At 73.9% G+C, this 22,591-nt stretch carries 22 protein-coding genes; 16 read left to right on the forward strand and 6 right to left on the reverse strand.

What is annotated here, in order from left to right:
- Positions 1 to 16: 16 nt before the first annotated feature.
- The gene (locus ACLQ27_RS01400) at positions 17 to 364 is read left to right on the forward strand and encodes a YnfA family protein (RefSeq protein ID WP_357490339.1); all 348 of its coding nucleotides are present in this window, start codon (positions 17 to 19) and stop codon (positions 362 to 364) included.
- Between the two features lie 433 nt (positions 365 to 797).
- Positions 798 to 1,496, forward strand: a complete 699-nt coding sequence (locus ACLQ27_RS01405; RefSeq protein ID WP_357490341.1) for a polysaccharide deacetylase family protein — start codon at positions 798 to 800, stop codon at positions 1,494 to 1,496.
- Positions 1,497 to 1,521: 25 nt separating this feature from the next.
- Here the strand turns inward: ACLQ27_RS01405 and ACLQ27_RS01410 are convergent, their stop codons facing one another.
- Positions 1,522 to 2,913: a KamA family radical SAM protein gene (locus ACLQ27_RS01410; RefSeq protein ID WP_425865352.1), complete on the reverse strand. Its 1,392-nt coding sequence runs from the start codon at positions 2,911 to 2,913 to the stop codon at positions 1,522 to 1,524.
- 153 nt (positions 2,914 to 3,066) lie between these two features.
- Between ACLQ27_RS01410 and ACLQ27_RS01415 the strand changes: the two genes are divergently transcribed.
- The 9 genes from ACLQ27_RS01415 (at position 3,067) to ACLQ27_RS01455 (ending at position 13,493) form a co-directional block, all read left to right on the forward strand.
- Positions 3,067 to 4,116 carry a zinc-binding alcohol dehydrogenase gene (locus ACLQ27_RS01415; protein ID WP_357490620.1) on the forward strand — a complete coding sequence of 350 codons (1,050 nt, stop codon included), beginning with the start codon at positions 3,067 to 3,069 and terminating at the stop codon, positions 4,114 to 4,116.
- A gap of 4 nt (positions 4,117 to 4,120) precedes the next feature.
- The gene (locus ACLQ27_RS01420; RefSeq protein WP_425865353.1) at positions 4,121 to 5,686 is read left to right on the forward strand and encodes an amidohydrolase; all 1,566 of its coding nucleotides are present in this window, start codon (positions 4,121 to 4,123) and stop codon (positions 5,684 to 5,686) included.
- A complete protein-coding gene (locus tag ACLQ27_RS01425) occupies positions 5,683 to 7,239 on the forward strand; it encodes a lysine 5,6-aminomutase subunit alpha (RefSeq protein WP_425865354.1) in 1,557 nt (518 codons plus the stop codon). The genes ACLQ27_RS01420 and ACLQ27_RS01425 overlap by 4 nt, the downstream gene beginning before the upstream one ends.
- Positions 7,236 to 7,985: an OAM dimerization domain-containing protein gene (locus ACLQ27_RS01430; protein WP_308195334.1), complete on the forward strand. Its 750-nt coding sequence runs from the start codon at positions 7,236 to 7,238 to the stop codon at positions 7,983 to 7,985. Before ACLQ27_RS01425 ends, ACLQ27_RS01430 begins: the two co-directional genes overlap by 4 nt.
- Positions 7,982 to 8,374, forward strand: coding sequence for a hotdog domain-containing protein (locus tag ACLQ27_RS01435; RefSeq protein WP_425865355.1), 393 nt, complete (start codon positions 7,982 to 7,984; stop codon positions 8,372 to 8,374). The genes ACLQ27_RS01430 and ACLQ27_RS01435 overlap by 4 nt, the downstream gene beginning before the upstream one ends.
- Positions 8,371 to 9,708: a glutamate mutase L gene (locus tag ACLQ27_RS01440; protein WP_425865356.1), complete on the forward strand. Its 1,338-nt coding sequence runs from the start codon at positions 8,371 to 8,373 to the stop codon at positions 9,706 to 9,708. Before ACLQ27_RS01435 ends, ACLQ27_RS01440 begins: the two co-directional genes overlap by 4 nt.
- A 581-nt stretch (positions 9,709 to 10,289) precedes the next feature.
- Positions 10,290 to 12,059: an apolipoprotein N-acyltransferase gene (lnt, locus tag ACLQ27_RS01445; protein WP_425865357.1), complete on the forward strand. Its 1,770-nt coding sequence runs from the start codon at positions 10,290 to 10,292 to the stop codon at positions 12,057 to 12,059.
- 34 nt (positions 12,060 to 12,093) lie between these two features.
- A complete protein-coding gene (locus ACLQ27_RS01450; protein WP_357490353.1) occupies positions 12,094 to 12,903 on the forward strand; it encodes a polyprenol monophosphomannose synthase in 810 nt (269 codons plus the stop codon).
- A gap of 65 nt (positions 12,904 to 12,968) precedes the next feature.
- Complete coding sequence (locus tag ACLQ27_RS01455) at positions 12,969 to 13,493, forward strand: FxsA family protein (protein WP_234591582.1); 525 nt, start codon at positions 12,969 to 12,971, stop codon at positions 13,491 to 13,493.
- A gap of 63 nt (positions 13,494 to 13,556) precedes the next feature.
- Here the strand turns inward: ACLQ27_RS01455 and ACLQ27_RS01460 are convergent, their stop codons facing one another.
- From ACLQ27_RS01460 to ACLQ27_RS01470, 3 genes are all read right to left on the reverse strand, one after another.
- Positions 13,557 to 13,898, reverse strand: a complete 342-nt coding sequence (locus ACLQ27_RS01460; protein WP_046564157.1) for an RNA polymerase-binding protein RbpA — start codon at positions 13,896 to 13,898, stop codon at positions 13,557 to 13,559.
- A gap of 188 nt (positions 13,899 to 14,086) precedes the next feature.
- Complete coding sequence (locus ACLQ27_RS01465; RefSeq protein WP_425865358.1) at positions 14,087 to 15,274, reverse strand: hypothetical protein; 1,188 nt, start codon at positions 15,272 to 15,274, stop codon at positions 14,087 to 14,089.
- A 26-nt stretch (positions 15,275 to 15,300) separates the two neighbouring features.
- On the reverse strand, positions 15,301 to 16,671 hold the full coding sequence (locus ACLQ27_RS01470; RefSeq protein WP_425865359.1) for an MFS transporter: 1,371 nt from the start codon (positions 16,669 to 16,671) through the stop codon (positions 15,301 to 15,303).
- A 57-nt stretch (positions 16,672 to 16,728) separates the two neighbouring features.
- Here ACLQ27_RS01470 and ACLQ27_RS01475 point away from each other — a divergent pair, with 57 nt between their 5' ends.
- From ACLQ27_RS01475 to ACLQ27_RS01485, 3 genes are read left to right on the forward strand one after another with little or no spacing between them, the layout of a single operon-like run.
- Complete coding sequence (locus ACLQ27_RS01475; protein ID WP_425865360.1) at positions 16,729 to 17,376, forward strand: TetR/AcrR family transcriptional regulator; 648 nt, start codon at positions 16,729 to 16,731, stop codon at positions 17,374 to 17,376.
- Positions 17,377 to 17,432: 56 nt separating this feature from the next.
- A complete protein-coding gene (locus ACLQ27_RS01480) occupies positions 17,433 to 18,758 on the forward strand; it encodes a flavin-containing monooxygenase (protein WP_425865361.1) in 1,326 nt (441 codons plus the stop codon).
- Entirely contained in the window at positions 18,755 to 19,573 is an 819-nt protein-coding gene (locus tag ACLQ27_RS01485; protein ID WP_234590396.1) for an SDR family NAD(P)-dependent oxidoreductase, read from the forward strand. Before ACLQ27_RS01480 ends, ACLQ27_RS01485 begins: the two co-directional genes overlap by 4 nt.
- A gap of 8 nt (positions 19,574 to 19,581) precedes the next feature.
- Here the strand turns inward: ACLQ27_RS01485 and ACLQ27_RS01490 are convergent, their stop codons facing one another.
- The gene (locus ACLQ27_RS01490) at positions 19,582 to 20,232 is read right to left on the reverse strand and encodes a LysE family translocator (protein ID WP_357575480.1); all 651 of its coding nucleotides are present in this window, start codon (positions 20,230 to 20,232) and stop codon (positions 19,582 to 19,584) included.
- A 211-nt stretch (positions 20,233 to 20,443) separates the two neighbouring features.
- On the opposite strand from ACLQ27_RS01490, the gene ACLQ27_RS01495 reads away from it, so the two are divergent.
- Positions 20,444 to 20,941 (forward strand): DUF1992 domain-containing protein, encoded by a 498-nt coding sequence (locus tag ACLQ27_RS01495; protein ID WP_357575481.1) that lies wholly within the window; start codon positions 20,444 to 20,446, stop codon positions 20,939 to 20,941.
- Positions 20,942 to 20,948: 7 nt separating this feature from the next.
- Here ACLQ27_RS01495 and ACLQ27_RS01500 read toward each other — a convergent pair whose 3' ends face one another.
- On the reverse strand, positions 20,949 to 21,515 hold the full coding sequence (locus ACLQ27_RS01500) for a maleylpyruvate isomerase N-terminal domain-containing protein (protein ID WP_357575482.1): 567 nt from the start codon (positions 21,513 to 21,515) through the stop codon (positions 20,949 to 20,951).
- An 88-nt stretch (positions 21,516 to 21,603) separates the two neighbouring features.
- Between ACLQ27_RS01500 and ACLQ27_RS01505 the strand changes: the two genes are divergently transcribed.
- Positions 21,604 to 22,590, forward strand: coding sequence for a helix-turn-helix domain-containing protein (locus tag ACLQ27_RS01505; protein WP_357575483.1), 987 nt, complete (start codon positions 21,604 to 21,606; stop codon positions 22,588 to 22,590).
- Position 22,591: the final 1 nt, after the last annotated feature.

The raw sequence follows: 22,591 nt of genomic DNA on the forward strand, positions 1-22,591 counted from the left end.
CGGTTAGGGTCGTGGGGTGACAGTGCTCCGTTCCCTGGTGTTGTTCGTGCTGGCCGCGCTGGCCGAGATCGGTGGCGCCTGGCTGGTCTGGCAGGGTTGGCGGGAGCAGCGCGGCCTGTGGTGGATCGCCGCCGGCGTCGTCGCGTTGGGCTGTTACGGCTTCGTGGCCACGTTCCAGCCGGACGCCAACTTCGGCCGCATCCTGGCCGCGTACGGCGGGGTGTTCGTGGCCGGCTCGCTGGGCTGGGCGATGGTGGTCGACGGCTTCCGCCCGGACCGTTGGGACCTGACCGGCGCGGCGCTGTGCCTGCTCGGCGTAGCAGTCATCATGTACGCCCCCCGCACCCCAACGCTAGGCCCCTAACCCACCCGGCCCCGCCCACCCCGGCCCCGCCCCACCACGTCGATCATGGAGTTGTGGCGGGGGATGAAGTGGTCGCGGTGCGCCAAACCCGGCACCACAAGTCCATGATCGACGCGGTGGGGGCGCGGGGCTGTGAGAGGGGCTTGCGTTTGGGATGATCAGCGGCGTGACTGGCGCTCGGCTTCGGCCGTTCTGGTGTGGCTTACTCGTTGCGGTGGCTGTGGTCGGCGGTGCCGGGTGCACGGCCTCGCGGGTGCCGCCGCCGGATCAGCCGGTCTTCGTCGGCTCGTCGACGGCTGCGGCCGTGCCCTCGGCCGGTCCCGCCGCGACGTCGGCCACTCCCGGTCTGCCCGTGGGCAGCCCCGCGGCGACGTCGGCAGGTCCCGCCGTACCGCAGACCGTTCCGACGCCGACGGCGCCGATGCTTCCGGCTGTGCCGGGGGCGACGCGGGTCGGGACCCGGGCGCCGGTGGTCGACCACGGGCCGCGGGTCGGTAACCGGGTCGCGTTGACCTTCGACGCGGACATGACCGACGGGATGCTCGCCAACCTGCGCAGCGGAAAGGTCCGGTCGTACGCCAACCTGCGCATCCTGGACCTCCTGGAGCGGGAGCAGGTGCCGGCGACGTTCTTCCTGACCGGCAAGTGGGTGCAGCGGTACCCGGACGTCACGCGACGGATCGCCGGTAATCCGCGTTTCGAGCTGGCGAACCACACGTACGGGCACGCGGCGTTCACCGCCGACTGTTACGACCTGCCGCGCCAGTCGGTCGACACGTTGGCTGCCGATGTGGCGAAGACGTTCGAGGTGATCGCGCCGTACGGCGGCCGGCAGACCCGGTACTTCCGCTTCCCGGGGCTCTGCCACGACGCGGCGGCGTTGGACGCGTTGGCGCCGCTGGGCGTGACTGTCGTCGACGGGGACGTGGTGAGCGGTGATCCGTTCGCGAAGGCGTGGAAGCCGCTGGTGCGCGCGGTGCTGGACCACGTACGCCCGGGTTCGGTGGTGATCATGCATGTGACCGAGGCGAACGCGGCGATGACCGATGAGGCGTTGCCGCACATCCTGGCCGGGTTGGCCGAGCGGGGGCTGGTGCCGGCGCCGCTGTCGCAGGTGCTGGCCGCCGGTTGAGTCGGCGGCCAGCACCTGCGGTGCGTCAGTCGTCGCGGTGGTCGTTCCACCACTGCTGGCCGCCCTCGGGGAGGGTGTCGATCGGGTCGTAGTAGGCGTAGCGCTTGTTGAGCGCCTCCAGGTCGGCGGACTCGATGGAGGTGCGGTAGTTCTTGGTCCAGTAGGAGATGCCGCGCTCACGGTCGTAGTCGGTGAGCATGTGCACCCAGCGCTTGCCGACGAAGGGCACGTCGCAGACGATCCGTGGGGTGGCGTAGCCGGGCAGGTAGCCCATGATGTCGTGCTGGAGCTGCTGGGCGTGCCAGACCGGGACGCGCCAGTGTTCGGCGTTGGGGATCATGTCGCACATGTAGAAGTAGTACGGCAGGATGCCGGCTTCGCCCTGGAGCGCGAAGCAGAGGTCGAGCAGCTCGGGTGTGGTGGCGTTGACGCCGCGCATGAGGACGCCCTGGTTGCGCACGTCGCGGACGCCGACGTCGAGGGCGGTCTGGGCGGCCTTGGCGACCAGTGGGGTGAGCGACTGGGCGTGGTTGACGTGGGTGTGGATGGCGAGGTTGACGCCGCGTCGGGCGGCGGTGCGGGCGACGCGTTCCAGGCCCTCGACGACGTCGGGTTGCAGCCAGTGCTGGGGCAGGCCCATGAGGGCCTTGGTGGCGAGGCGGACGTCGCGGACCGTCTCCAGTTCCAGCAGGCGCATGAGGTACGACTCGAGGTTGCGCCACGGGACGTTGGCGACGTCTCCGCCGGAGACGACGATGTCGCGGACGCCGGGGTGGGCCTTGAGGTAGGCGATGTGGGCGTCGTAGCGGTCGACGGGCTTGAGGGTGAGCTTGAGCTTGTCGACGGCGGGGGTGGAGTTGCCGACCAGGTCCATGCGGGTGCAGTGGCCGCAGTACTGCGGGCAGGTGGAGAGCAGTTCGGCGAGGACCTTGGTGGGGTAGCGGTGGGTGAGCCCTTCGGCGACCCACATGTCGTGCTCGTGCAGGCTGTCGCGGCTGGCGTAGGGGTGTGACGGCCAGTCGGTGCGTCGGTCGGAGGCGACCGGGATCATGTAGCGGCGGATGGGGTCGGCGAGCAGCGCCTCGGTGGTGAGCGGCGCGAACGGCACCATCGTGTTGATCATTTGTGGCGGCACCAGCATGGACATGGTGGCCAGGGCCTTCTGGTCGGCCTCGAGGTCGGCGTAGAAGGTTTCGTCGATCAGGTCACCGAAGACGGCGCGGAGCTGCTTGATGTTCTTGACGCAGTTGACGCGCTGCCACTGGGCGGATTCCCACTGGTCGCGGGTGACGGTGCGCCAGCCGGGGAAGCGGGTCCAGTCGGGTTCGACCAGGGGGCGGCGGTGGTATTCGTACGGCTGCCCGGCGGTCGGTACGGCGACCGGGGCGTGACGGGGTTGCGGGATGGTTTGGGTCACGGCCCCTCCTCGGTGGTGCGGTGGATCATCGAAACCCGAAGGCTACTGGAAAATATTCGGTACAGAAACTAGTCTGCCGTAAGTTTTCCCGCTACGCGAGCCTTGACCGGGGCTTCGAGCGGCTGGGCAGGGGAGGTCGGCGTGACGTCACCGGTGGGACTGCACCGCGTCGTGGAACCGTCGGGGGTGTTGCCGCAGGCGGCCTGGCGGCTGGACGCGTCCGCCGCGATCGCTGCGAACGAGGTGCGGATCCGGGTGGAGCGGTTGAACCTGGACGCAGCGAGTTTCCGGCAGCTGTCGGAGAAGCACGGCGGCGACGGGGATGCCGTGCGCGCCGAGGTGCTGGAGATCATCTCCACGCGGGGGAAGATGCAGAACCCGGTGACCGGCTCCGGCGGGATGCTGATCGGCACTGTCGAGGAGGCCGGTCGGCGGTCCCCGCTGGGGCTCAAGGCCGGTGAGCGGGTCGCCACGCTGGTGTCGTTGACGTTGACGCCCCTGGTGATCACCGACGGGCTGGCCCGCTGGGACGGGCGCAGTGAGCAGGTGCCGTGTGACGGGTGGGCGATCCTGTTCGCGCGGTCCATCGCGGCGGTGCTGCCCGATGACGAGGATCCGCAGTTGTCCCTGGCCGTGCTGGACGTGTGCGGGGCGCCCGCGCTGACCGCCCGGGTGGTGTCGCGCTACGTGGAGGATCGTCGGCGCGGTGGTGATCCGACGCCGGTGCGGGTCGCGGTGATCGGTGGGGCGGGCAAGAGTGGGTCGCTGTCGCTGGCCGCGGCGCGACGTGCGGGCGCCGCGCGTACCGTCGGGGTGGTTCCGGTGGCGGCGGAGCGGGACGCGCTGACGGCCGCCGGGCTGGCGTCGGTGGTGGCGTTGGCCGACGCCCGTGACCCGGTGGGATTGTCCACGGCGGTGACCACCGCGCTGGGCGCCCCGGCGGATGTGACTGTGGTCTGCGTGGACGTGCCGGGGTGTGAGCACGGGGCGGTCCTGGCCACCGCGGACGGCGGCACCGTGATCTTCTTCTCGATGGCGACGAGCTTCTCCGCGGCCGCGTTGGGCGCGGAGGGGTTGGCGGCGGACGTGACGATGCTGGTGGGCAACGGGTACGTGCCGGGGCACGCGGAGTTGGCGTTGGGGCTGCTGCGCGCCGAGCCGGGGGTGCGTCGGCTGTTCGCGGCGCGGATCGCGGCAGACTGAGGTCATGACGAACCCCTCGACGTTGTACCGCGGCGGCGTACTGCACTGCCCCGCCGACCCGAGCGCGACCGCGCTGTTGGTGTCCGGTGGGCGGATTGCCTGGTTGGGCACCGACGGTGACGCGCCGCCGGCCGACCGGGTGGTGGACCTGGACGGGGCTCTGGTGACGCCGGCGTTCGTGGACGCGCACGTGCACGCCACGGACACCGGGTTGGCGTTGTCCGGGCTGGAGTTGTCCGGGGTGCGCTCGGCGGGGCAGTTGCTCGACGCGGTGGCGGTGTTCGCGGCGGGGTTGCCGGCGGACGCGGTGGTGCTGGGGCACGGCTGGGACGAGTCCGGCTGGTCGGACACGGCGTTGCCGGACGCGGCGGCCCTGGACCGGGCGGCCGGTGGCCGGCGGGTGTACCTGTCGCAGGCGTCGATCCATTCGGCCCTGGTGTCGTCGGCGTTGCTGGCGGCGTGTCCGGAGGCGGCGCAGGCGTCCGGGTACGACGCGTCGGGCTGGTTGCGGCGCGACGCGCACCATGTGGTGCGGGCGGCGGCGCAGGGGTCGGTGACGCGCTCGCAGCGGGTCGCCGCGCAGCGGGTGGCGCTCGCGCACGCGGCGTCGTTGGGTATCGCGGCGGTGCACGAGTGCGGTGGTCCGGAGATCTCCGACGAGGAGGACTTCACGGGTCTGCTGGGCATCTCCGGGGCGGGGTTGCCGGAGGTGTACGGGTACTGGGGTGAGCTGGGTGGCGCCGCGCGGGCCCGGGAGTTGGGCGCGGTGGGCGCCGGCGGTGATCTGTTCGCGGACGGGGCGTTGGGGTCGCGCACGGCGCACGTGTCGCAGCCGTACGGCGACGGTGAGGGCTGCGGGCACGGCTATCTGAGCGCGGAGCAGGTGCGTGATCACCTGTTGGACTGTGCGGCGCATGGCCTGCAGGGCGGGTTCCACGCGATCGGTGACGCGGCGATCGGCACGGTGCTGGACGGGTTCGCGGCGGCGGCGGCGACGCTGGGTGTGGAGCGGTTGCGCGCGGCCCGGCACCGCGTCGAGCACGCGGAGATCATGAACAAGTCGATGATCGCGCGGTTCGTGGAGTACGGGATCGTGGCGAGCATGCAGCCGGCGTTCGACAGGTTGTGGGGTGGCGCGGGCCGGATGTACGAGGCGCGGTTGGGCCTTGCGCGGTCATTGGAGTCGAATCCGATGGGTGCGATGCACTCGGTGGGTGTGGCGTTGGCGTTCGGGTCGGATTCGCCGGTGACGCCGCTGGACCCGTGGGGGTCGGTGCGGGCGGCGGTGGCGCACCACAGTCCGGCGCAGCGGATGAGTGTGCGGGCGGCGTTCGCGGCGCACACCCGTGGTGGGTGGCGGGCGGTGCACCTGGACGTCGAGGGTGTCCTGGCGCTGGGTGCGCCGGCGACGTTCGCGGTGTGGTCGACGCCGGCGGGCGTGGAGCGGGGTTTGCCGGTGCTGGTGGCTGAGGACCCGGAGGTGCGGGGTCCGGACGATCCGACGCCGCTGCCGGTGTGCCGGCGGCTGGTGTTGCGCGGTGAGGTCATCTATGAGGAAGGGTCGTCGTGACCGGGAAACTTGACCTTGATCCGGTGTTGGTGGCGCGGGCGCGGGAGTTGGCGCGGCGGGCCGGGCAGCCGGTGGTCGACCTGGCCCGCAGCCACACGACGGTGTCGGTGGAGCGGGCGGTGCTGCGGCTGGCCGGGGTGAGCGGCGCCGACCCGGACGGCATTCCGTGGGTGAACCGACTCGTGGACGCGGTCGTCGCGGACGTGGGGTTGGGTCACGGGGTGGCGGTGCCGGTGTTCGACGCCCTCGCCCGCGAGGGCACCACGGATGTGACATTGCTGGCGCAGAAGGCCGCCGCCGGGTCGGTGCGGTTCACGCTGCCCAGCGGGCGGTCGGCGACGGCGGCCCGGGCGGCGGCACGCAAGGCGGTCGGCGCGGGTATCCGGCGGATCGACCGGCGGCGCGCGGAGCGGGACCGGCTGATCAAGCGGCACGGGGACCCGAAGCAGCGGCCGTGGATCTACCTGATCGTGGCGACCGGGGACATCTACGAGGACATTCCGCAGGCGCAGGCGGCCGCCCGGGCCGGCGCGGACGTCATCGCGGTGATCCGGTCGACGGGGCAGTCGCTGCTGGACTACGTGCCCGAGGGCGCGACCCGGGAGGGCTTCGCCGGCACGTACGCCACGCAGGAGAACTTCCGGCTGATGCGCGCGGCGCTGGACGAGTCGTCCAAGGAGTTGGGCCGCTACGTGCGGTTGACGAACTACGCGTCGGGCCTGTGCATGCCGGAGATGGCGACGCTGGCCGGCCTGGAACGGCTCGACATGATGCTCAACGACTCGATGTACGGCATCCTGTTCCGCGACATCAACCCGGTCCGTACGTTCGTCGACCAGCGGTTCTCCCGGCAGGTCCACGCCCGCGCCGGGATCATCATCAACACCGGTGAGGACAACTACCTCACCACCGCCGACGCGGTCGACGAGGCGCACACGGTGACGGTGTCGCAGCTGCTCAACGAGTTCTTCGCGCACGAGGCGGGCCTCGCGGACTGGCAGTTGGGCCTGGGGCACGCGTTCGAGATCAACCCGGAGGTGCCGGAGTCGTTCCGCCTGGAGCTGGCGCACGCGCTGCTGGCCCGGGAGCTGTTCCCGGACGCGCCGCTCAAGTGGATGCCGCCGACGAAGCACATGACCGGTGACGTGTTCCGGGGCAACCTGCTCGACGGGTTCTTCAACCTGGCGGGCGCGCTGACCGGTCAGGGGATCCTGCTGGTGGGGATGATGACCGAGGCGGTGGTGACGCCGTGGCTGTCGGACCGGGACATCGCGCTGCAGAACGTGCGGTACGTCCTGGGCGCCGCCGGTGGGCTGCACGAGGACTTCGTGCCCGCGCCGGACGGGTTCATCCGCCGCCGCGCCAACCAGGTCCTCGGTGAGGCGCTGGACCTGTTGGAGCGCATCGGGGAGCAGACGCTGCTCACGGCGATCGCCGAGGGCACGTTCGGGATCATGAAGCGGCCGGCGGACCGGGGCAAGGGCCTGGACGGGGTCGCCGCGCACGAGGCCGACTACTGCAACCCGGCCACCGACATCCTGGAGGCGGCGTGAGCGCGCAGATCGTGCGTCCGTACGGGGACACCACCGGCGACGGGATGGTGCAGGTGTCGTTCACCCTGCCGGTGGCCCACGACAAGCGGGCCGAGGGCGCGGCGGTGCAGCTGGCCAACAAGATGGGCATCGACCCGGCGATGGTGGTGCACGCCAAGCCGATGGGTGACGGGTTCACGTTCTTCGTCGTGTACGGGCGGGTCAACCACCTCGTCGACGTCGACGCGGTGCAGGTGGTGGAACGGGACTTCCCGCTGCTGTCGGCCAAGGAGGTCAACACCGTCGTCAAGCAGCGGCTGCGCCGCAAGCTGTCGGTGGTCGGGGCGTGCATCGGCACCGACGCGCACACCGTGGGCATCGACGCGATCCTCAACGTCAAGGGCATCGCGGGGGAGAAGGGCCTGGAGTACTACCGGGAGTTGAAGGTCACCAACATGGGCGCGCAGGTCAGCGTGCCGGAGTTGGTGGAGGCCGCCCGGGTGGAGAAGGCCGACGCGGTGCTCGTGTCGCAGGTCGTCACCCAACGCGACGCGCACCTGCACAACACGCGGGAGATGTCGGCGGCGTTCCGGGAGGCCATGCCGGCTGGTAGGCGGCCCCTGTTGATCGTCGGCGGTCCCCGGTTCGACGAGTCGATGACCGACGAGTTGGGCGTGGACCGGATCTTCGGTCGGGGGACCACGCCCGGCGAGGTGGCCAGCTACCTCGTGCACGCCCTGATCACGCAGCGAAAGGCGATGGCATGACCGACGCAAGGCTCGGGTTGACGGTGACGCACCGGCGGTACGTGCCGTACGCGCACGCCCACTACGCGGGCAACCTCGTCGACGGGGCGTACGCCCTCGGGTTGTTCGGCGACGTCGCCACGGAGGTGTGTATCCGCACGGACGGCGACGAGGGCCTGTTCGCCGGGTACTCCGACGTGCGGTTCACCGCGCCGATCCGCGCCGGTGACGTGGTGGAGGTGACCGCCCAGGTGTCCCGGGTGGGCAGTCGCAGCCGCACCCTGGAGTTGAGCTGCGCGGTGGTGTGTCGGGGCCGCCCGGACCGCTCCGCGTCCGCCGCCGAGGTCCTGGACCCGCCGATCGTCGCGGTCACGGCGACCGGCACCGTGGTCGTACCCGCCGGGTCATGACCCTGGCGGTCTGCGCGGACGTCGGCTCGACGTACACCAAGGCGGCCGTGGTGGACCTGGCCGCAGGTGTCCTGGTGGGCGCGGCGGCCGCGCCCACCACGGTGGGCAGCGACGTGCTGCACGGCCTGGACGCCGCCGTCGCGGCGGCCACCGCCGGGCTCGGGGCTCGTGAGGTGCCGTGGTACGTCTGCTCGTCGGCAGGTGGTGGGTTGCGGCTGGCCGTGCTCGGCTACGAGGCGTTGGTGACCGCGCAGGCGGGCCGGCGGGTCGGGCTGTCGGCCGGCGCGCACGTGGTGCACGTGGCGGCCGGTCGGCTCGGCGCGGCCGACCTGACGGCGTTGCGGGCGGCCCGGCCGGACGTGGTGCTGCTCGTGGGTGGCACCGACGGCGGCGACGCCGACACGATCACCCACAACGCCACCCGCCTGGCCCGGGCCCGCTGGCGGGTGCCGGTCGTCCTGGCCGGCAACGCCGACGTCCGGGGGGAGCTGACCGGGCTGTTGGAGGCCGCCGGCGTGCCGGTGACGGGTGCGGACAATGTGCTGCCGCGCATCGGGGTGCTCGCCCCGGCGTCGGCGCGCGCGGCGATCCGCGCGGTGTTCCTGCGTCACGTCATCGGCGGCAAACGCCTGTCCAGGGGGACCCGGTTCGCGCGGCTGGTGCGCGCGGCCACCCCCGACGCCGTCCTGACCGGCGTGGAGGTGCTCGCCGACACCATCGGCGGGGACCTCGCCGTCGTCGACGTGGGTGGAGCCACCACCGACGTGTACTCGGTTCTCACGCCCGACGAGCGGGCCACCGGGCCGGGCCGGGAGGTCGCGGGCAGTCTGTGGCGGGCCCGCACCGTCGAGGGCGATCTGGGCATGCGGTGGAGCGCCCCCGGTGTGGTGCGCGCCGCCACCGAGGAGCGGCTGCTCGCCGCCGATGAAGCCGACGAGCTGGCCGCCGCCGCCGACCGGCGGGCCGCCGACCCGGCGTTCCTGGCCGCCGACGACGCCGAGCGGGCCGTGGACGCGCGCATCGCCACGCTCGCGGCGACTGTGGCGCTGCGCCGGCACGCCCGGGGCGCCGCCACGGGCGAGCGGGCCGGACGGGACCTGCGCGACGTGCGGCTGCTGGTGGGCTCCGGTGGGGTGCTGCGACACGCGCCCGCCCCCGCGTCGGGGCAGGTCCTGGCGGCGGTCCTGGCCGATCACGCGGGCGGGTGGGCGCTGCCGCGGGCCGCCCGCGCGGTCGTCGACGTCGACTACGTCCTGGCCGCCGGCGGGTTGCTCGCCGAGGAACACCGCGCGGCAGCGGGGGCGCTGCTGCGCCACCACCTGGGCACGCAGTGAGACACGCCGACCCGACACGCCGTGGCGCAACACACGACAGGCCGGGGGTGGGTTGACAGGAGACGGGGTGCAGCACGTACCGTCTTTGAGTCCTACCACGGGAAGCGGCTGTTGTTCGCTTCGTCCCTTCGTCCGCTGGCCGAGCGACATTTTCAGCGTCATCGTCGCGGCGGCCAGGTCCAGCGGGCGGGGGTCGGCGGGGCGGCGCGAACCGGTCGCGGTTACCGGTGTACGGGCAGGGTGAGGTGCACGGCCAGTAGACAACGGCCCGGCGGGGGCAGCCAGTCAACCGCCTGGTCGGTCCGAAGGTCGGCGTGCCCCATCCTCGCCGCACCGGCCGGGGAGGGCCTGGGAGCATCGGGGCGCGGCGAAAGCCGCGCCCCGATTTCATCCCCGCACCCCGCACCCCCACCCCATCCCCGCGCCGATCTTGCAGTTGCTGTCGTCGTTGTGGGCGGGAATGCCCCTTGTGTCGGGGCCGAAAGTGCACGATCGCGGAGCGGGGCCCCCGGTGCGGGGCTATGCGGTCGGCGGGGGCGGCGGACGGGTAGCCTTCGCCGGGTGATCGAGGTGAAGCAGCGGTGACGACCCTGGACCGCGACGAGAGCCAGGCCCCCACGGTGATCAGCGCGTCGGTCGCCGTGCGTCGGCCGCTGCCGCTGCGTGTCGCCGCGCCGATGGCGGTCGCCGCCGGGCTGGCCCTGCTGCTGGCCTTCCCGCCGTACGGGGTGTGGCCCCTCGCGCCGGTCGGCGTGGCCCTGCTGGCCGCCGCCGCGCACCGGCGACGGTTGCGCGCCGGGGCCGGCGTGGGCTTCCTCACCGGGGTGGCGCTGTTCGCGCCGCTGCTGGCCTGGACGAACCTGCACACCGGCTACCTGCCGTGGGTGCTGCTGTCGCTGCTGCAGGCCGGCTATCTGGCGCTGCTCGGCGTCGCCACCGCCTGGGTGTCACCGCTGGCCGACCGTGGCCGCTGGGCGTGGCCGGCGGTGACCGGGCTGCTGTGGGTGGGGCAGGAGGCGCTGCGCGACCGCACGCCGTTCGGCGGGTTCCCGTGGGGGCGTCTCGCGTTCACCCAGGACGACTCGCCGCTGCTGCGCCTGGCCGCCCTCGGCGGAGCGCCGCTGGTCACCTTCGCCGTGGCGGTCGTCGGCGGGCTGCTGGTCACCGCCGGCTGGCGCACCTGGACCACCCTGCGCCCCACCAGCCCCACCGACACCGACCCCACCGGCGTCCCCGGCGACACCGACCCGACTGGCACCCCCGGCGGCACCGACACCGACCCGACCCGCGCCCTCGGCGACACCGACACCACCAGCGGCCCCGGCGACACCGAACCGGCCACCCGGCCCGGCGGCACGCGGCGGTGGACGCCGGTGGCCGTGCCGGCCGTCGCCGCCCTCGCGCTGGCCGGGGCGGGTCTGCTGGTGCCACTGGCCGCCACCGGGTCGGGCACGCCCGTCACCGTCGCGATCGTGCAGGGCAACGTGCCGCGTCTCGGACTGGACTTCAACGCCCAACGCCAGGCGGTGCTCAACAACCACGTCGACGCCACCCTGGAGCTGGCCACGCGGGTCGCCTCCGGTGCGCAGCGGCAACCCGACCTGGTGGTGTGGCCGGAGAACTCCAGCGACATCGACCCGCTGCGCAACCCCACCGCCGGCGCCCGCATCTCCCAGGCCGCCGACGCGATCCGCGCGCCCATCCTGGTCGGCGCGGTGCTGCTCGGCCCGGGCCCAGGGCAGGTCCGCAACGCGGGCATCCTGTGGCGGCCCGACACCGGCGCGGACATGTCCCAGCTCTACACCAAACGCCACCCGGTGCCGTTCGCCGAGTACGTGCCGCTGCGCGAGATCGCCCGCCAGGTCAGCGACAAGGTGGACCTGATCCGCAACGACTTCGTACCGGGCAGCACCCCGGGCGTGGTACGCGCCGGCCCGGCCGTGCTCGGCGACGTCATCTGCTTCGAGGTCGCGTACGACGAGGTGGTCCGCGACACCGTCACCGGCGGCGCGCAGCTGCTGGTGGTGCAGACCAACAACGCCACCTTCGACGAGGCCGAGGCCCGCCAGCAGCTGGCCATGGTGCGACTGCGGGCGGTGGAGCACGGCCGGCCGGCGTTGATGGCCTCCACGGTCGGGGTGTCCGGGTTCGTCGCCCCCGATGGGCGGGTAAGCGACGCCACCGGGTTCAACACCCGGGAGGTCGTGGTGCGGCAGCTACGGCTCGACAGCGGGCGTACCCTCGCCACCCGCCTCGGCTGGTGGCCGGAGCTGGCCCTCGCCGGGCTGGCCGTGGCCGCCCTGGCCGGCGCGGGCGTGCTGCGCCGACGGCAACGGGTCGTGCCCGGATAGCAACAGCCGGTACGCCGGCGGGAGCGGAGGAACCGTGATCCAGGCGACCGATACGATCCGGCGTCCGGACGAGGTGCCCGGCGTGGGCCGGGTGCTCGTGGTGATCCCCACCTACAACGAGGCGGACAACGTCGCGGCGATCGTGGGGCGGGTCCGCCGGGCCGCCCCCGCCGTGCAGATCCTCATCGCCGACGACAACAGCCCCGACGGCACCGGCGCGATCGCCGACGCGATCGCCGACGGCGACCCGCACGTGCAGGTGCTGCACCGCGAGGGCAAGCAGGGCCTGGGCGCGGCGTACCTGGCCGGGTTCGGGTGGGCGCGCGAGCGCGGCTACCACGCGGTGGTGGAGATGGACGCCGACGGCTCACACGCCCCGGAGGACCTGCCGGCGCTGCTGGACGCCGCCCGCGACGCCGACGTGGTGATCGGGTCGCGGTGGACCAGCGGCGCGCAGGTGGTGAACTGGCCGCTGCGGCGGCTGCTGCTGTCACGCTGCGGCAACCTGTACGCGCGCCTCGCGCTGGGCATGCCCGTCTCGGACGCCACCGGCGGCTACCGGGTGTACCGGATCAGTGCCCTGGACGCCATCGACCTGGAGTCGGTGTGCTCGCAGGGCTACTCGTTCCAGGTGGAGCTGTCGCGGCTCGCCCACCGGGCCGGGGTGCGGATCGTGGAGGTGCCGATCACGTTCGCCGAGCGGGAACGCGGCGACAGCAAGATGAGCCCGCGCATCGTCGCCGAGGCGCTGTGGCGGATCACCCGCTGGGGTGTGCAGGACCGGCGCCAGGCCGTACGCCGGGGTCTGCACGGCACCCCCACGGGTCAGGTGCGGTGGCCGTGAGCGCGGCCGTGTCATGCTGGATGTGCGGTACGTGTCGGTGTGCCGCGGGATGGCGATGAGGTGAGATGCGCCGAGGACTGAGGTTCGTGCCGGTCGCCCTGCTGCTGGCGGTGGTGCTGGAGTTGACGGTGTTCGTCCTGGTGGGGCGGGCGGTGGGGTTCGGCGCGGCGGTGCTGCTGGTGTTCGCCGCGTCGCTGCTGGGGCTGGTGCTGCTGCGCCGCGAGGGGATGCGCGCCTGGCGCGGGTTCCGCACCGCCGCGCAGGCCGGGCAGCCGCCGGGACGGCAGGTGACCGACGGGCTCGTCGGGTTGGCCGGCGCGCTGCTGCTGGCGGCGCCCGGTCTGGTCAGCGGTCTGGTCGGGTTGTTGCTGATGGTGCCGCCGGTGCGTCGCCTGGCCCGCGCCGGGGTGCAACGCACCGCCGAGCGGCGGGTGTCGTCGATGGTCGCCGGTGACCTGTTCGGGCCGCGTACGGTGCGGGTGCGCCAGGGTGCGCCCCAGCCGACACCGCGTCCGGAGCCGGAGCGGCCGGTGGTCGTCGACGGCGGCCGGGCCATCGAGGGTGAGATCGTCGAGCCGGGCCGCAACTAAACTCAGGCACACACGACGACGCCCCCGGGAGAACCCGGGGGCGTCGTGTCGTGCGGGTGCGGCTCAGGCGCGGCCGCGGCGGGTCCGAACCTCCTGGAGGCGTTCGGCGAGGATGTCCTCGAGCTCGGCGATCGAGCGCCGCTCCAGCAGCATGTCCCAGTGGGTACGCGGCGGCTTGGCCTTCTTCTGCTCCGGCTCGCTGCCGTCGACGAGTCGGGCGACGCTGCCGTCGAACTTGCATTCCCAGGTCGTCGGGACCTCGGCGTCGACGGCGAACGGCACCTCGAACTGGTGGCCCTTGGCACAGAGGTACTCGCGGGTCTGACGCGGCGCGAGCTCCGTGTTGCGGTCGGATTCGTAGCTGACCGCGCCCAGGCGGCTTCCGCGCAGCATACGCTCGCCCATGATCGACTTCCCCTCGTTCGTGGTGCTGGTCTTCTGGGTGTAACGGTGTCTTCCCGTCGCCCCATTCCCGCCCGAGGGCGTGAGGCGTCCACGGGTGAGCCGGACCCAAGGGTAGCCGGCTCAGACGGTGACGCCACGGCGGCGGCCTGTCGGGACCGCCACCGGGGATGTTAACCGCCCGGACGCGGTCAAGGTTGCGCCGGCGGGGCACCCGGGTCGGAAGCGCCCGCACCGCCGGGGGTGGCGGCGCCCAGGCGGGCCAGCGCCAACGCCAGGTCGCTGACCTGGTCGCCGAGCTGCGCCACCCGCCGCTGCGCCACGTCACGGTCGGCCTCGGCGGCGTCGAGCCGTACCGTCAGGGCGGTGAGCCGGCCCTCGGCGGTGGCCGCGGCCTGCCGCGCGGCGCTCAGGTCGGCGGCGAGGGCGTCGCGCTGCGCGGCCGTGGCGGTCAGCTCCGCGCGCAGCCGGGCGGCCAGCTCGGCGGCCTCCTGGCGGGCGTCGTCGGCCTCGGCGGCAACGGCCTGGGCGCGGTCGCGGGCCCGTTCGGCCTGTTCCCGGGCCCGGGCCGCGTCGGCGGCCTCGGTGCGGGTCCGCGCGGCGTCGGCGCGGGCCTGGTCGATCTGGCGGCGCACGTCCTGCACCTCGGCCTGCCACCGTCCGGCCCGCTCGGTCGCCTCGGCGGCGGCCCGGGTGGCCCGCTCGGCGTCGGTGCGCGCCGCGTCCCGCTCGACGGTCAGGTCGGCCGCGCGCTGGCGCTCGGTGTCGCGCTCGGCCCGCAGGTCACGCACCTCGGCGCGGGCCTGGTCCCGGTCCCGTTCGGCCTGGGCACGCAGCGCCTCGGCGGCGCTGACGTCGTGCCGCGCCTGATCGCGGGCGGCCTCGGCGTGTTGCGCCCGCTCGTCGGCCGCGGTGGCCTGGGTCGCCGCCTGCTCGGCGCGCTGGCGGGCGTCGTCGGCCTCGGCGCGGGCCGTGCGGGCCTGCTCGCGGGCGCGCGCCGCGTCGGCCGCCGCCGCCTCGGCGTCGTCGCGGGCCTCGTCGCGTTCGGTCTGCGCCGCCGCGATCTCGGTGGCGGCCTCCGCGCGGGCCTGCGCGAGCTGGCGCTGCACACCACCGGGGGACAGCTCCGCGTGCAACGCCTCGGTCAACGTCTCGACGATCTGGTCGAGCCGGTCCACCGCCTCCCAGGTGCGGGCCACCTGACCGGGCAGGCCGGGCGCGTTGCGGTGGCGCATGCGGCTGTTGCGCGAGGCGCGCTGGCAGGCGCCGTCGTTGTCGCGGCAGTACCGAAAGGGCCGGCCCGCGCCGACACGCTGCGGCACCGGTCGTCCACAGTGGGCGCACGGGCGGGTTTCGGTGGGGGTGAGCGGGGCGTCCATCGAGCGCGAAGTCTAGTGCCGGCCGCTCAGCTCGCGGCCCGGGCGGTCGTGTCCAGGGTGTAGCGGCGTTGCAGCAGCAGGGCGGCGAGCATCGCCGCCGCGGGCAGCAGCCCGAAGCCGTAGCGGACCGCCACGAGCGCCGCGTCCGGCTGCACCGGCGACTCGCCCGCCGTGGACGCCACGAAACCACCAACGCCCAGGCACAGCGCGTACGCGTAGGGGCCGAGGGCCGCGCCGGTGGCCTCGGTGGCCGTCCACACCCCGGTGTAGGTGCCCGCGCCCGTCGCCGCACCGGCGCCGGTGTCAGCCGCAGCGGCGCGGATCACGTCGGGCAGCATCGAGAACGGCAGCAGCTGCATGCCGGCGAACGCCACCCCGAGCACCGCCACCGCGGCGACCAGCACCGGCAGGCCCGCCGGGCGACCCACCGCCAGCACCAGCGATCCGGCCGCGAACGCGCCCTGCGCGCCGAGCAGCGCCCGTTGCTTGCCGACCCGGCGGGCCACAAGCAGCCAGCCGGGGGTGACCAGCAGCGCCGGGGCGACGAACGCCGCCACCAGAACCGTGGTCAGGCCGGGGGCGCGCAGCTCGTACTCGGCGTAGTAGGGCACCCCGGCCAGGACCAGGTGGGTGGTCGTGGACATGGCCAGGTACGCGGCGACGAGCCAGCGGAACTGCGTGTCGCGCAGGGCGGTGCGCAACGCCCGCCACCCGCCGTGTCCCGCCGTCGTGGTGCTCGCGGCAGCGCCGCGCAACCGGGCGATGCCGGCCACGCCGACGAGCATGGCGGCCAGCATCCCGACGGCCAGGACCACGCCCATGCGCTGGTAGCCACCCCGGGTCGCGGTGTCCCCGCCGGTCAGCAGCGGGGCCAGCAGCCCGGAGGCCAGGATGCCGAGGGTCAGCACGACCATCCGGAACGCCATCAGCCGGGTGCGTTCGTCGTAGCCGATGCGCAGGTCGGCCGGGGTGGCCAGGTAGGGGACCTGGTAGGCGGCGAAGAGCAGGTTGCCGGCGACGAAGAACACCGCCACCCACGCCGCGGCCGCAGCGCCGGTCAGGCCGCCGGGCACGGCGAAGAGCGCGGCGAACGCGACCGGCAGGGCGCAGCCGAGCAGCAGCAGCCGTCGCCGGTCGCCCCGGCGGGCCTGCGCGACGTCGGCGCGGTGCCCCACCCAGGGGTGCAGCACCACGTCGGCGATCTTGGGCAGCAGCAGCGCGAGGCCGGCCAGCCACGGCCCGACGGCCAGCACGTCGGTGAGGAAGTAGAGCAGCAGCAGGCCGGGCACGGTCACCCAGATGCCCATGCCGAGCGAGCCGGCCGCGAAGCCGGCCAGGGGGCCGCGGGGCAGTGTCGCGTCGGTGGTGGCCGCGGGCCGCCGGTCGAGCCCCGTCATCGCCGCATCCTCTCCGCAATCCAACAGTTGCCGGATTGTAGGGGCAGAATGGCGGCCATGACCATGCCCCGACGCCGTCCGGGTCGGCCCCGGCGCGACGAGACCCGACCGACCCGCGAGGTGGTGCTCACCGCCGCCACCGCGCTGTTCGCCGAGCGCGGCTTCGACGCCGTCGGGCTGCGGGAGGTCGCCGCGGCCGCCGGGGTGGACGTCGCGACGGTCGCCCACCACACGGGGCCGAAGGCGGCGCTCTACGAGGCCTGCTTCGCGCGGGTGTTCGCCGTCGAGCGGGAGGTCCTCACCGAGGCCGCCGCGCGGGCCCGCGCGGCCCTGGACTCCGGACCGGGTGCGGCGCGGCGGGCGCTGCACGACCTGGTGGACGCGTTCGTGGACTTCCTCGAGGACCACCCGGAGACCACCGCGCTGTGGCTGCGGCGCTGGTTGGAGCCGCAGCGGCACGCCGAGCTGGACCAGCGCTACGCCGAGCCGCTGTACCGGCTGGTGGCCGAGCTGCTGACCGCCGCGGCGGCCGCCGGCGCGCTGGCCGAGCCGACCCCGCACATCACCGTACGCAGCCTGGTCTGGGCGACGCACGGGCACGTCGTGGCGCTCGCCGCGGGAACGCCGGGCGCGCGGGAACGGCGCGAGTTCCGAGCGTTCGTGCACCGCCTCCTGGACGGGCTCTACGGACCGCCGGGCCCTTGACGGGCCGCCGCTACCCGACGATTATCCATCGGACGTTGGATTAATTGGGGGCAGCGATGCAGGCACCACCCAGGGTTGCGGTGATCGGCGCCGGCGCGGCCGGGCTCGCCGCCGTCAAGGCACTGCGCGACGCGGCAGTCGCGGTGGTCTGCTTCGAGGCCACCGACCAGGTCGGCGGCCTCTGGGTGTACGGGGCGCCCGACTCGCCCGCGTACCGCACGCTGCACCTGAACACCAGCCGCGGCCGCACCGAGTTCGCCGACCACCCGATGCCCGCCGACTGGCCCGACTACCCGGACCACACGCGGGTCGCCAGCTACCTGGCCGACTACGCCGACCGGTTCGGGCTGCACGACGCCATCCGCCTGCGGCACACCGTCGAGCGGGTCACCCGGCAACCCGACGGCACGTGGACGGTCGCCGCCAGCGGGCCGGACGGGCCGGACGAGGTCACCGTCGAGGCCGTGGTCGTCGCCAACGGCCACAACCGGACGCCCCGGCTGCCCGACCCGCCGTACCCCGGCGCCAGCACGGCCGAGCAGCTGCACAGCCACGACTACCGGGGCCCCGAGCAGTTGACCGGGAAACGCGTCCTGGTCGTCGGGGGCGGCAACTCGGCGATGGACATCGCGGTGGACGCCTCGTACGCCGCCGAGCGGACCCTGCTGTCGCTGCGCCGGGGCGTCTGGGTGGTGCCCAAGTACCTGCTGGGCCGCCCGTCGGACACCCTCAACGGCGCGCTGGCCCGCCGGCTGCCGTGGCGACTGCGCCAGCGCATCAGCCAGACGATGCTCACCGCCACCGTCGGCAGCCCCGCCCGCTACGGGCTCCCCGCGCCCACGCACGGCTTCCTGCAGGACCACCCGACGCTCTCCGACGGGCTGCTGTCCCGGCTGACCCACGGCGACGTCGAAGCCCGCCCCGGCGTCGCCGCCCTGCACGGCGACCGGGTCGAGTTCACCGACGGCCGTACCGACGAGGTCGACCTGATCGTCTGGTGTACCGGCTACCGGGTGGAGATCGGGTTCCTCGACCCCGAGCTGCTCGGCGGCGGCGCCGACACCCTGGCGCTGTACCGGCACGTGTTCCACCCGGACGCCCCCGGGCTGATGTTCGTCGGGCTGATGCAGTCCACCGGGTCCGCGTTCCCCCTGGTCGAGGCGCAGGCCAAGCTGATCGCCGCGCACCTCGCCGGCCGGTACGTGCTGCCGGAGCCGGAGCGGCAGCGGGCCTTCAGCCGGGCCGAGCTGCGGGCGGCGACGGCCCGCTGGGGCCAACGCCGCCCGGCGATGCGGGTGGACTTCGACGCCTACCTGGCCGAGCTGACCCGGGAACTTGCCTCCGGCGCCCGCCGCGCCCGCCCGGCCGGAGCGGACCGGTGACGGGCCTGAGCGGCCGGCGGGTCCTCGTCACCGGCGCGAGCGGCACCTTCGGCCGGCACCTCGGCGCCGCGCTGACCGCCGCCGGCGCCCGGGTGGTCGGGCTCGACCTGCGCGCGGGAGGCGACGACGACCTGCCGGTGCTCGGCTGCGACCTGACCGACCCGGCCGCCGTCCCCGCCGCGGTGCACGCGGCCGTCGAACGGCTCGGCGGGCTCGACCTGCTGATCAACAACGCCGGGGTCGGTGGCCCCGCCCCGGCCGAGCTGCCACCCGACGAGGTGGTCCGCCAGCAGTTGGAGGTCAACCTGCTCGCCGCGTGGCGCACCACCGCCGCCGCGCTGCCCCCGCTGCTCGCCGCCCGCGGCCGGGTGATCTTCGTGGCCAGCCGGATGGCGGTGCTGCCGCTGCCGCTCGCCGCCGCGTACGGGGTCAGCAAACGGGCCCTCGTCGCGTACGCCGACGCGCTGCGCCACGAGGTGGGCACCCATGTCGGGGTGAGCGTGGTCTACCCGAGCATGGTGGCCTCACCGATCCACGACAGCACCGCCGAGGCCGGGCTGTCCCTGCGGGGAGTGTCCCGCCCGGAGCCCGTCGAGGGTGTCGTCGCGGCGATCCTGCGCGCCGCCACCGCCCGGCGGGCGCCCCGGGACGTGGCGACCACCCGACGCGGGCGGCTGGAGATGGCCGTCGGCCGGCACGCGCCCGCGCTTGCCGACCGGCTGGTACGCCGTACCCTCGCCGCCCGGCTCGCCGCCGGTGACCTGGACGCAGCGCCGCTGGCCGCCGGGATGCTGCGCCGCCACCGGGGGCGGTGACCGCCGGATCAGGGTGTGGCGACCGCGGCGCGGGAACGGTCGGTGGCGATGCGCACGGCCAGCGCGGCCAGGGCCGTGCCGGTCACCCAGCGCTGCACCCGCAGCCACATCGGCCGGCGGGCGAAGAACCCGGCGAGGGTACCGGCGCTGAGCACGATCAGCGCGTTGACGCTCAGCGCGACCGTGATCTGGGTCAGGCCCAGCAGGAGGCTCTGCGCGGCCAGGTGCCCCCGCGCCGGGTCGACGAACTGGGGCAGCAGCGACACGTACAGGATGGCGATCTTCGGGTTGAGCAGGTTGGTGACCAGGCCCATGGTGAACAGCCGTCGCGGCGGGTCCGGTGGCAGCGGCGCGGGCGTGAACGGCGACCCGCCGCCCGGGCGCAGCGTGCGCCACGCCAGCCACAGCAGGTAGCCGGCGCCGGCCAGCTTCACCACCGCGTACAGCGTCGGGACCAGGACGAACACGGCGGCCAGGCCGGCGACCGCGGTGGCCAGGTAGACGCCGAACCCGGCCGCCACCCCGAGCAGCGAGATCAGCCCGGCGCGGCGGCCCTGCGCGACCGAGCGGGAGACCAGGTAGACCATGTTCGGGCCGGGCGTGAGCACCAGCCCCAGCGCCACCAGGGCGATACCCACCAGCGCACCAGTGCCGATCATGACGTTGCCCCCGTTCGCCGTCGCCTGAAGCAGAACCTAGACCGACCGACGAGCGCGGCCCAGGACCACCCGACCGATGGTGGCCTGCGAACCGGTCACGCGGGCGCAAACCGCCTCCCGGGAATGACCACCCGCGTGAACGCGCTGACCTGTGGACGTGTGTCGCCGGCCGGAGGCGGCGCGTTACGGTGGCCAGGGGAGGTGCCGCAGGGTGACCGAGGCGTGGGACGCGGCCGTGGAGGCGCAGATCCGGGGAGCCGTGCAACGCGGCGAGTTCGACAACCTGCCCGGCATGGGCAAGCCGATCCCCGGGCGCGGAACCGCGTACGACGAGTCGTGGTGGATCAAGAGTTTCCTGGAGCGCGAGAAGCTGCCCAGCGACCTGCTGCTGCCCACCCCGCTGCAACTGCGTCGGCGCATCGAGCAGGTCCCCGACGAGGTCCGTGGCCTGCCCACCGAGCAGTCCGTGCGGGACTTCGTGGGGCAGCTCAACACGCAGATCGTCGCCTGGCTGCGCAACCCCGAAGGGCCCCGGGTGGCCGTGCGGCCGGTGAACGCCGACGAGGTCGTGCGTCGCTGGCGTGCCGAGCGCGCCCGACCCAAGGCAACGGCCACCGGCACCGACCCGGTGGCCGCCACCGACCCGGCCACCGCGCCGCCCCGCCGGGCCCGCCGGAGCTGGTGGCTGCGCTGGCGCCGTCGGGGCTGAGAACGGATCAGTCCAGCGCCGCGCGCCAGACCCAGGACGTGCGCCGCGCGTGCCCGGGCAGCTCACCGCGACCGGTCAGCCACAGCAGCACGTCGGGCGCGACGCCGGCCGGGGCGTCCGGAAAGAGGCGCCGCAGCACCAGCGCGCACAGTCGCGGCGACGGCTGCCACGACACACCGAGGCCGACGGTGATGTCGTAGGTGTGCAGCAACGTCTCGGCCACCCCCATCGCGGCGAAGCCGGCCGGGTCGCAGGGGCCGAAGTGCCAGGCCCGCGCGTCCGGTGCGGCGGCGTCGACGGCGACGGCGAGCAGCTCCGCGCAGGCGCGCGCCACGTGGAGCACCCGCGCCGGGTCCGCGGTGGGGGAGACCCGCAGGTCGTACGGCAGGTAGCTGTCCTGGGCGAGGCCGGTGACCTGACCGGCGTACGCGAGCAGGTCATGCGCAATGTGCGCCGCGGTGGTCCAGCAGCTCCACGTCAGCGTGCCCGCGGGCACCGACCAGTCCCGGTCGCGGTGCGGCGCCAGCGCCCGCGTCATCTCGTCGGCCGCCTCGCGCAGGTCGGCGCCGGTCACCGCGGACAATCGTGGCCCCGGCGGCCAACCCCGTGAAGGGTCGATGCGTGCAAGAATCCATCCTCGCGATCGGGGGGAGGCGGTCACCATGTTGCCCAACCTGGTGGTAGACACGACCATACTGCCGCCGGCGGACCGGTTCGAGTTCTGGTACGCCCTGGTCGCCCAGGAGACGGTGCCCGTACACATCACCAGCGCACGGCTGGACGACTTCGTCGCGTACGCCCAGGCCATCGACCTCGGCCGCATCAGGTTGACCTCGCTGCGGTACCCCTCGCTGAACGCCAGCCGGCCCGCGGGGCTGGTCCGCCAAGCGGAGGCGGACATCTACCAGCTCACGCTGCCACTGACGGGTCGCAGCACCCTGGTCCAGGACCGCACCGAGACCACGCTCGTCGCCGCCAGCCAGTTCACCCTGCTGGACACCGCGCGCCCGTACATCGCCCGGCACCATACGGACGGCCCCGGTCTCGCCACGACGATCACCGTGCAGATCCCCTACTCGGCGCTGCCGTTGCCGCAGGATCGGCTGCGCCGTCTGCAGGCCACGCCGGTGCCGTCGCACCTCGGCGTCGCCGGGCTGTTGGTCCACCATCTGCGGAGCATCGCGGCGCATCCGGAGCAGTACGAGGCAGCGCAGGCCGAGATGCTGGGCGGCGTGGCGCTGGACCTGCTCGCCGCCACCCTCGCTCAGCACCTCGACACCGAGGACACCCTCTCGCCGGAGACCCGGCACACCGCGTTGCGTGCCCGCGTCGTGGACTTCATCGACCGCCATCTGGGCAGCGCCGAGCTCAACCCGCGGAGCGTCGCCGCCGCCCACCACATCTCGCTGCGATCGCTGCACCGCCTGTTCGAAGCGGAGGCGACGACTGCCGCCGAGCTCATCCGCGCCAAGCGTCTGGAGCGGTGCCGGCGGGATCTCGGCAACCCGCTGCACCTGCGGCACCCGGTCCACGTCATCGCCGCACGCTGGGGATTCACCGACAAGGCCCACTTCAGCCGGCTCTTTCGTGCCCGCTACGGACGTTCACCCCAGGCGTACCGGATGGCCATGCTGCGCCGGGAACAGTGAC

The organism is Micromonospora sp. DT63, from assembly GCF_049841615.1.
Taxonomy (GTDB): Bacteria; Actinomycetota; Actinomycetes; order Mycobacteriales; family Micromonosporaceae; genus Micromonospora.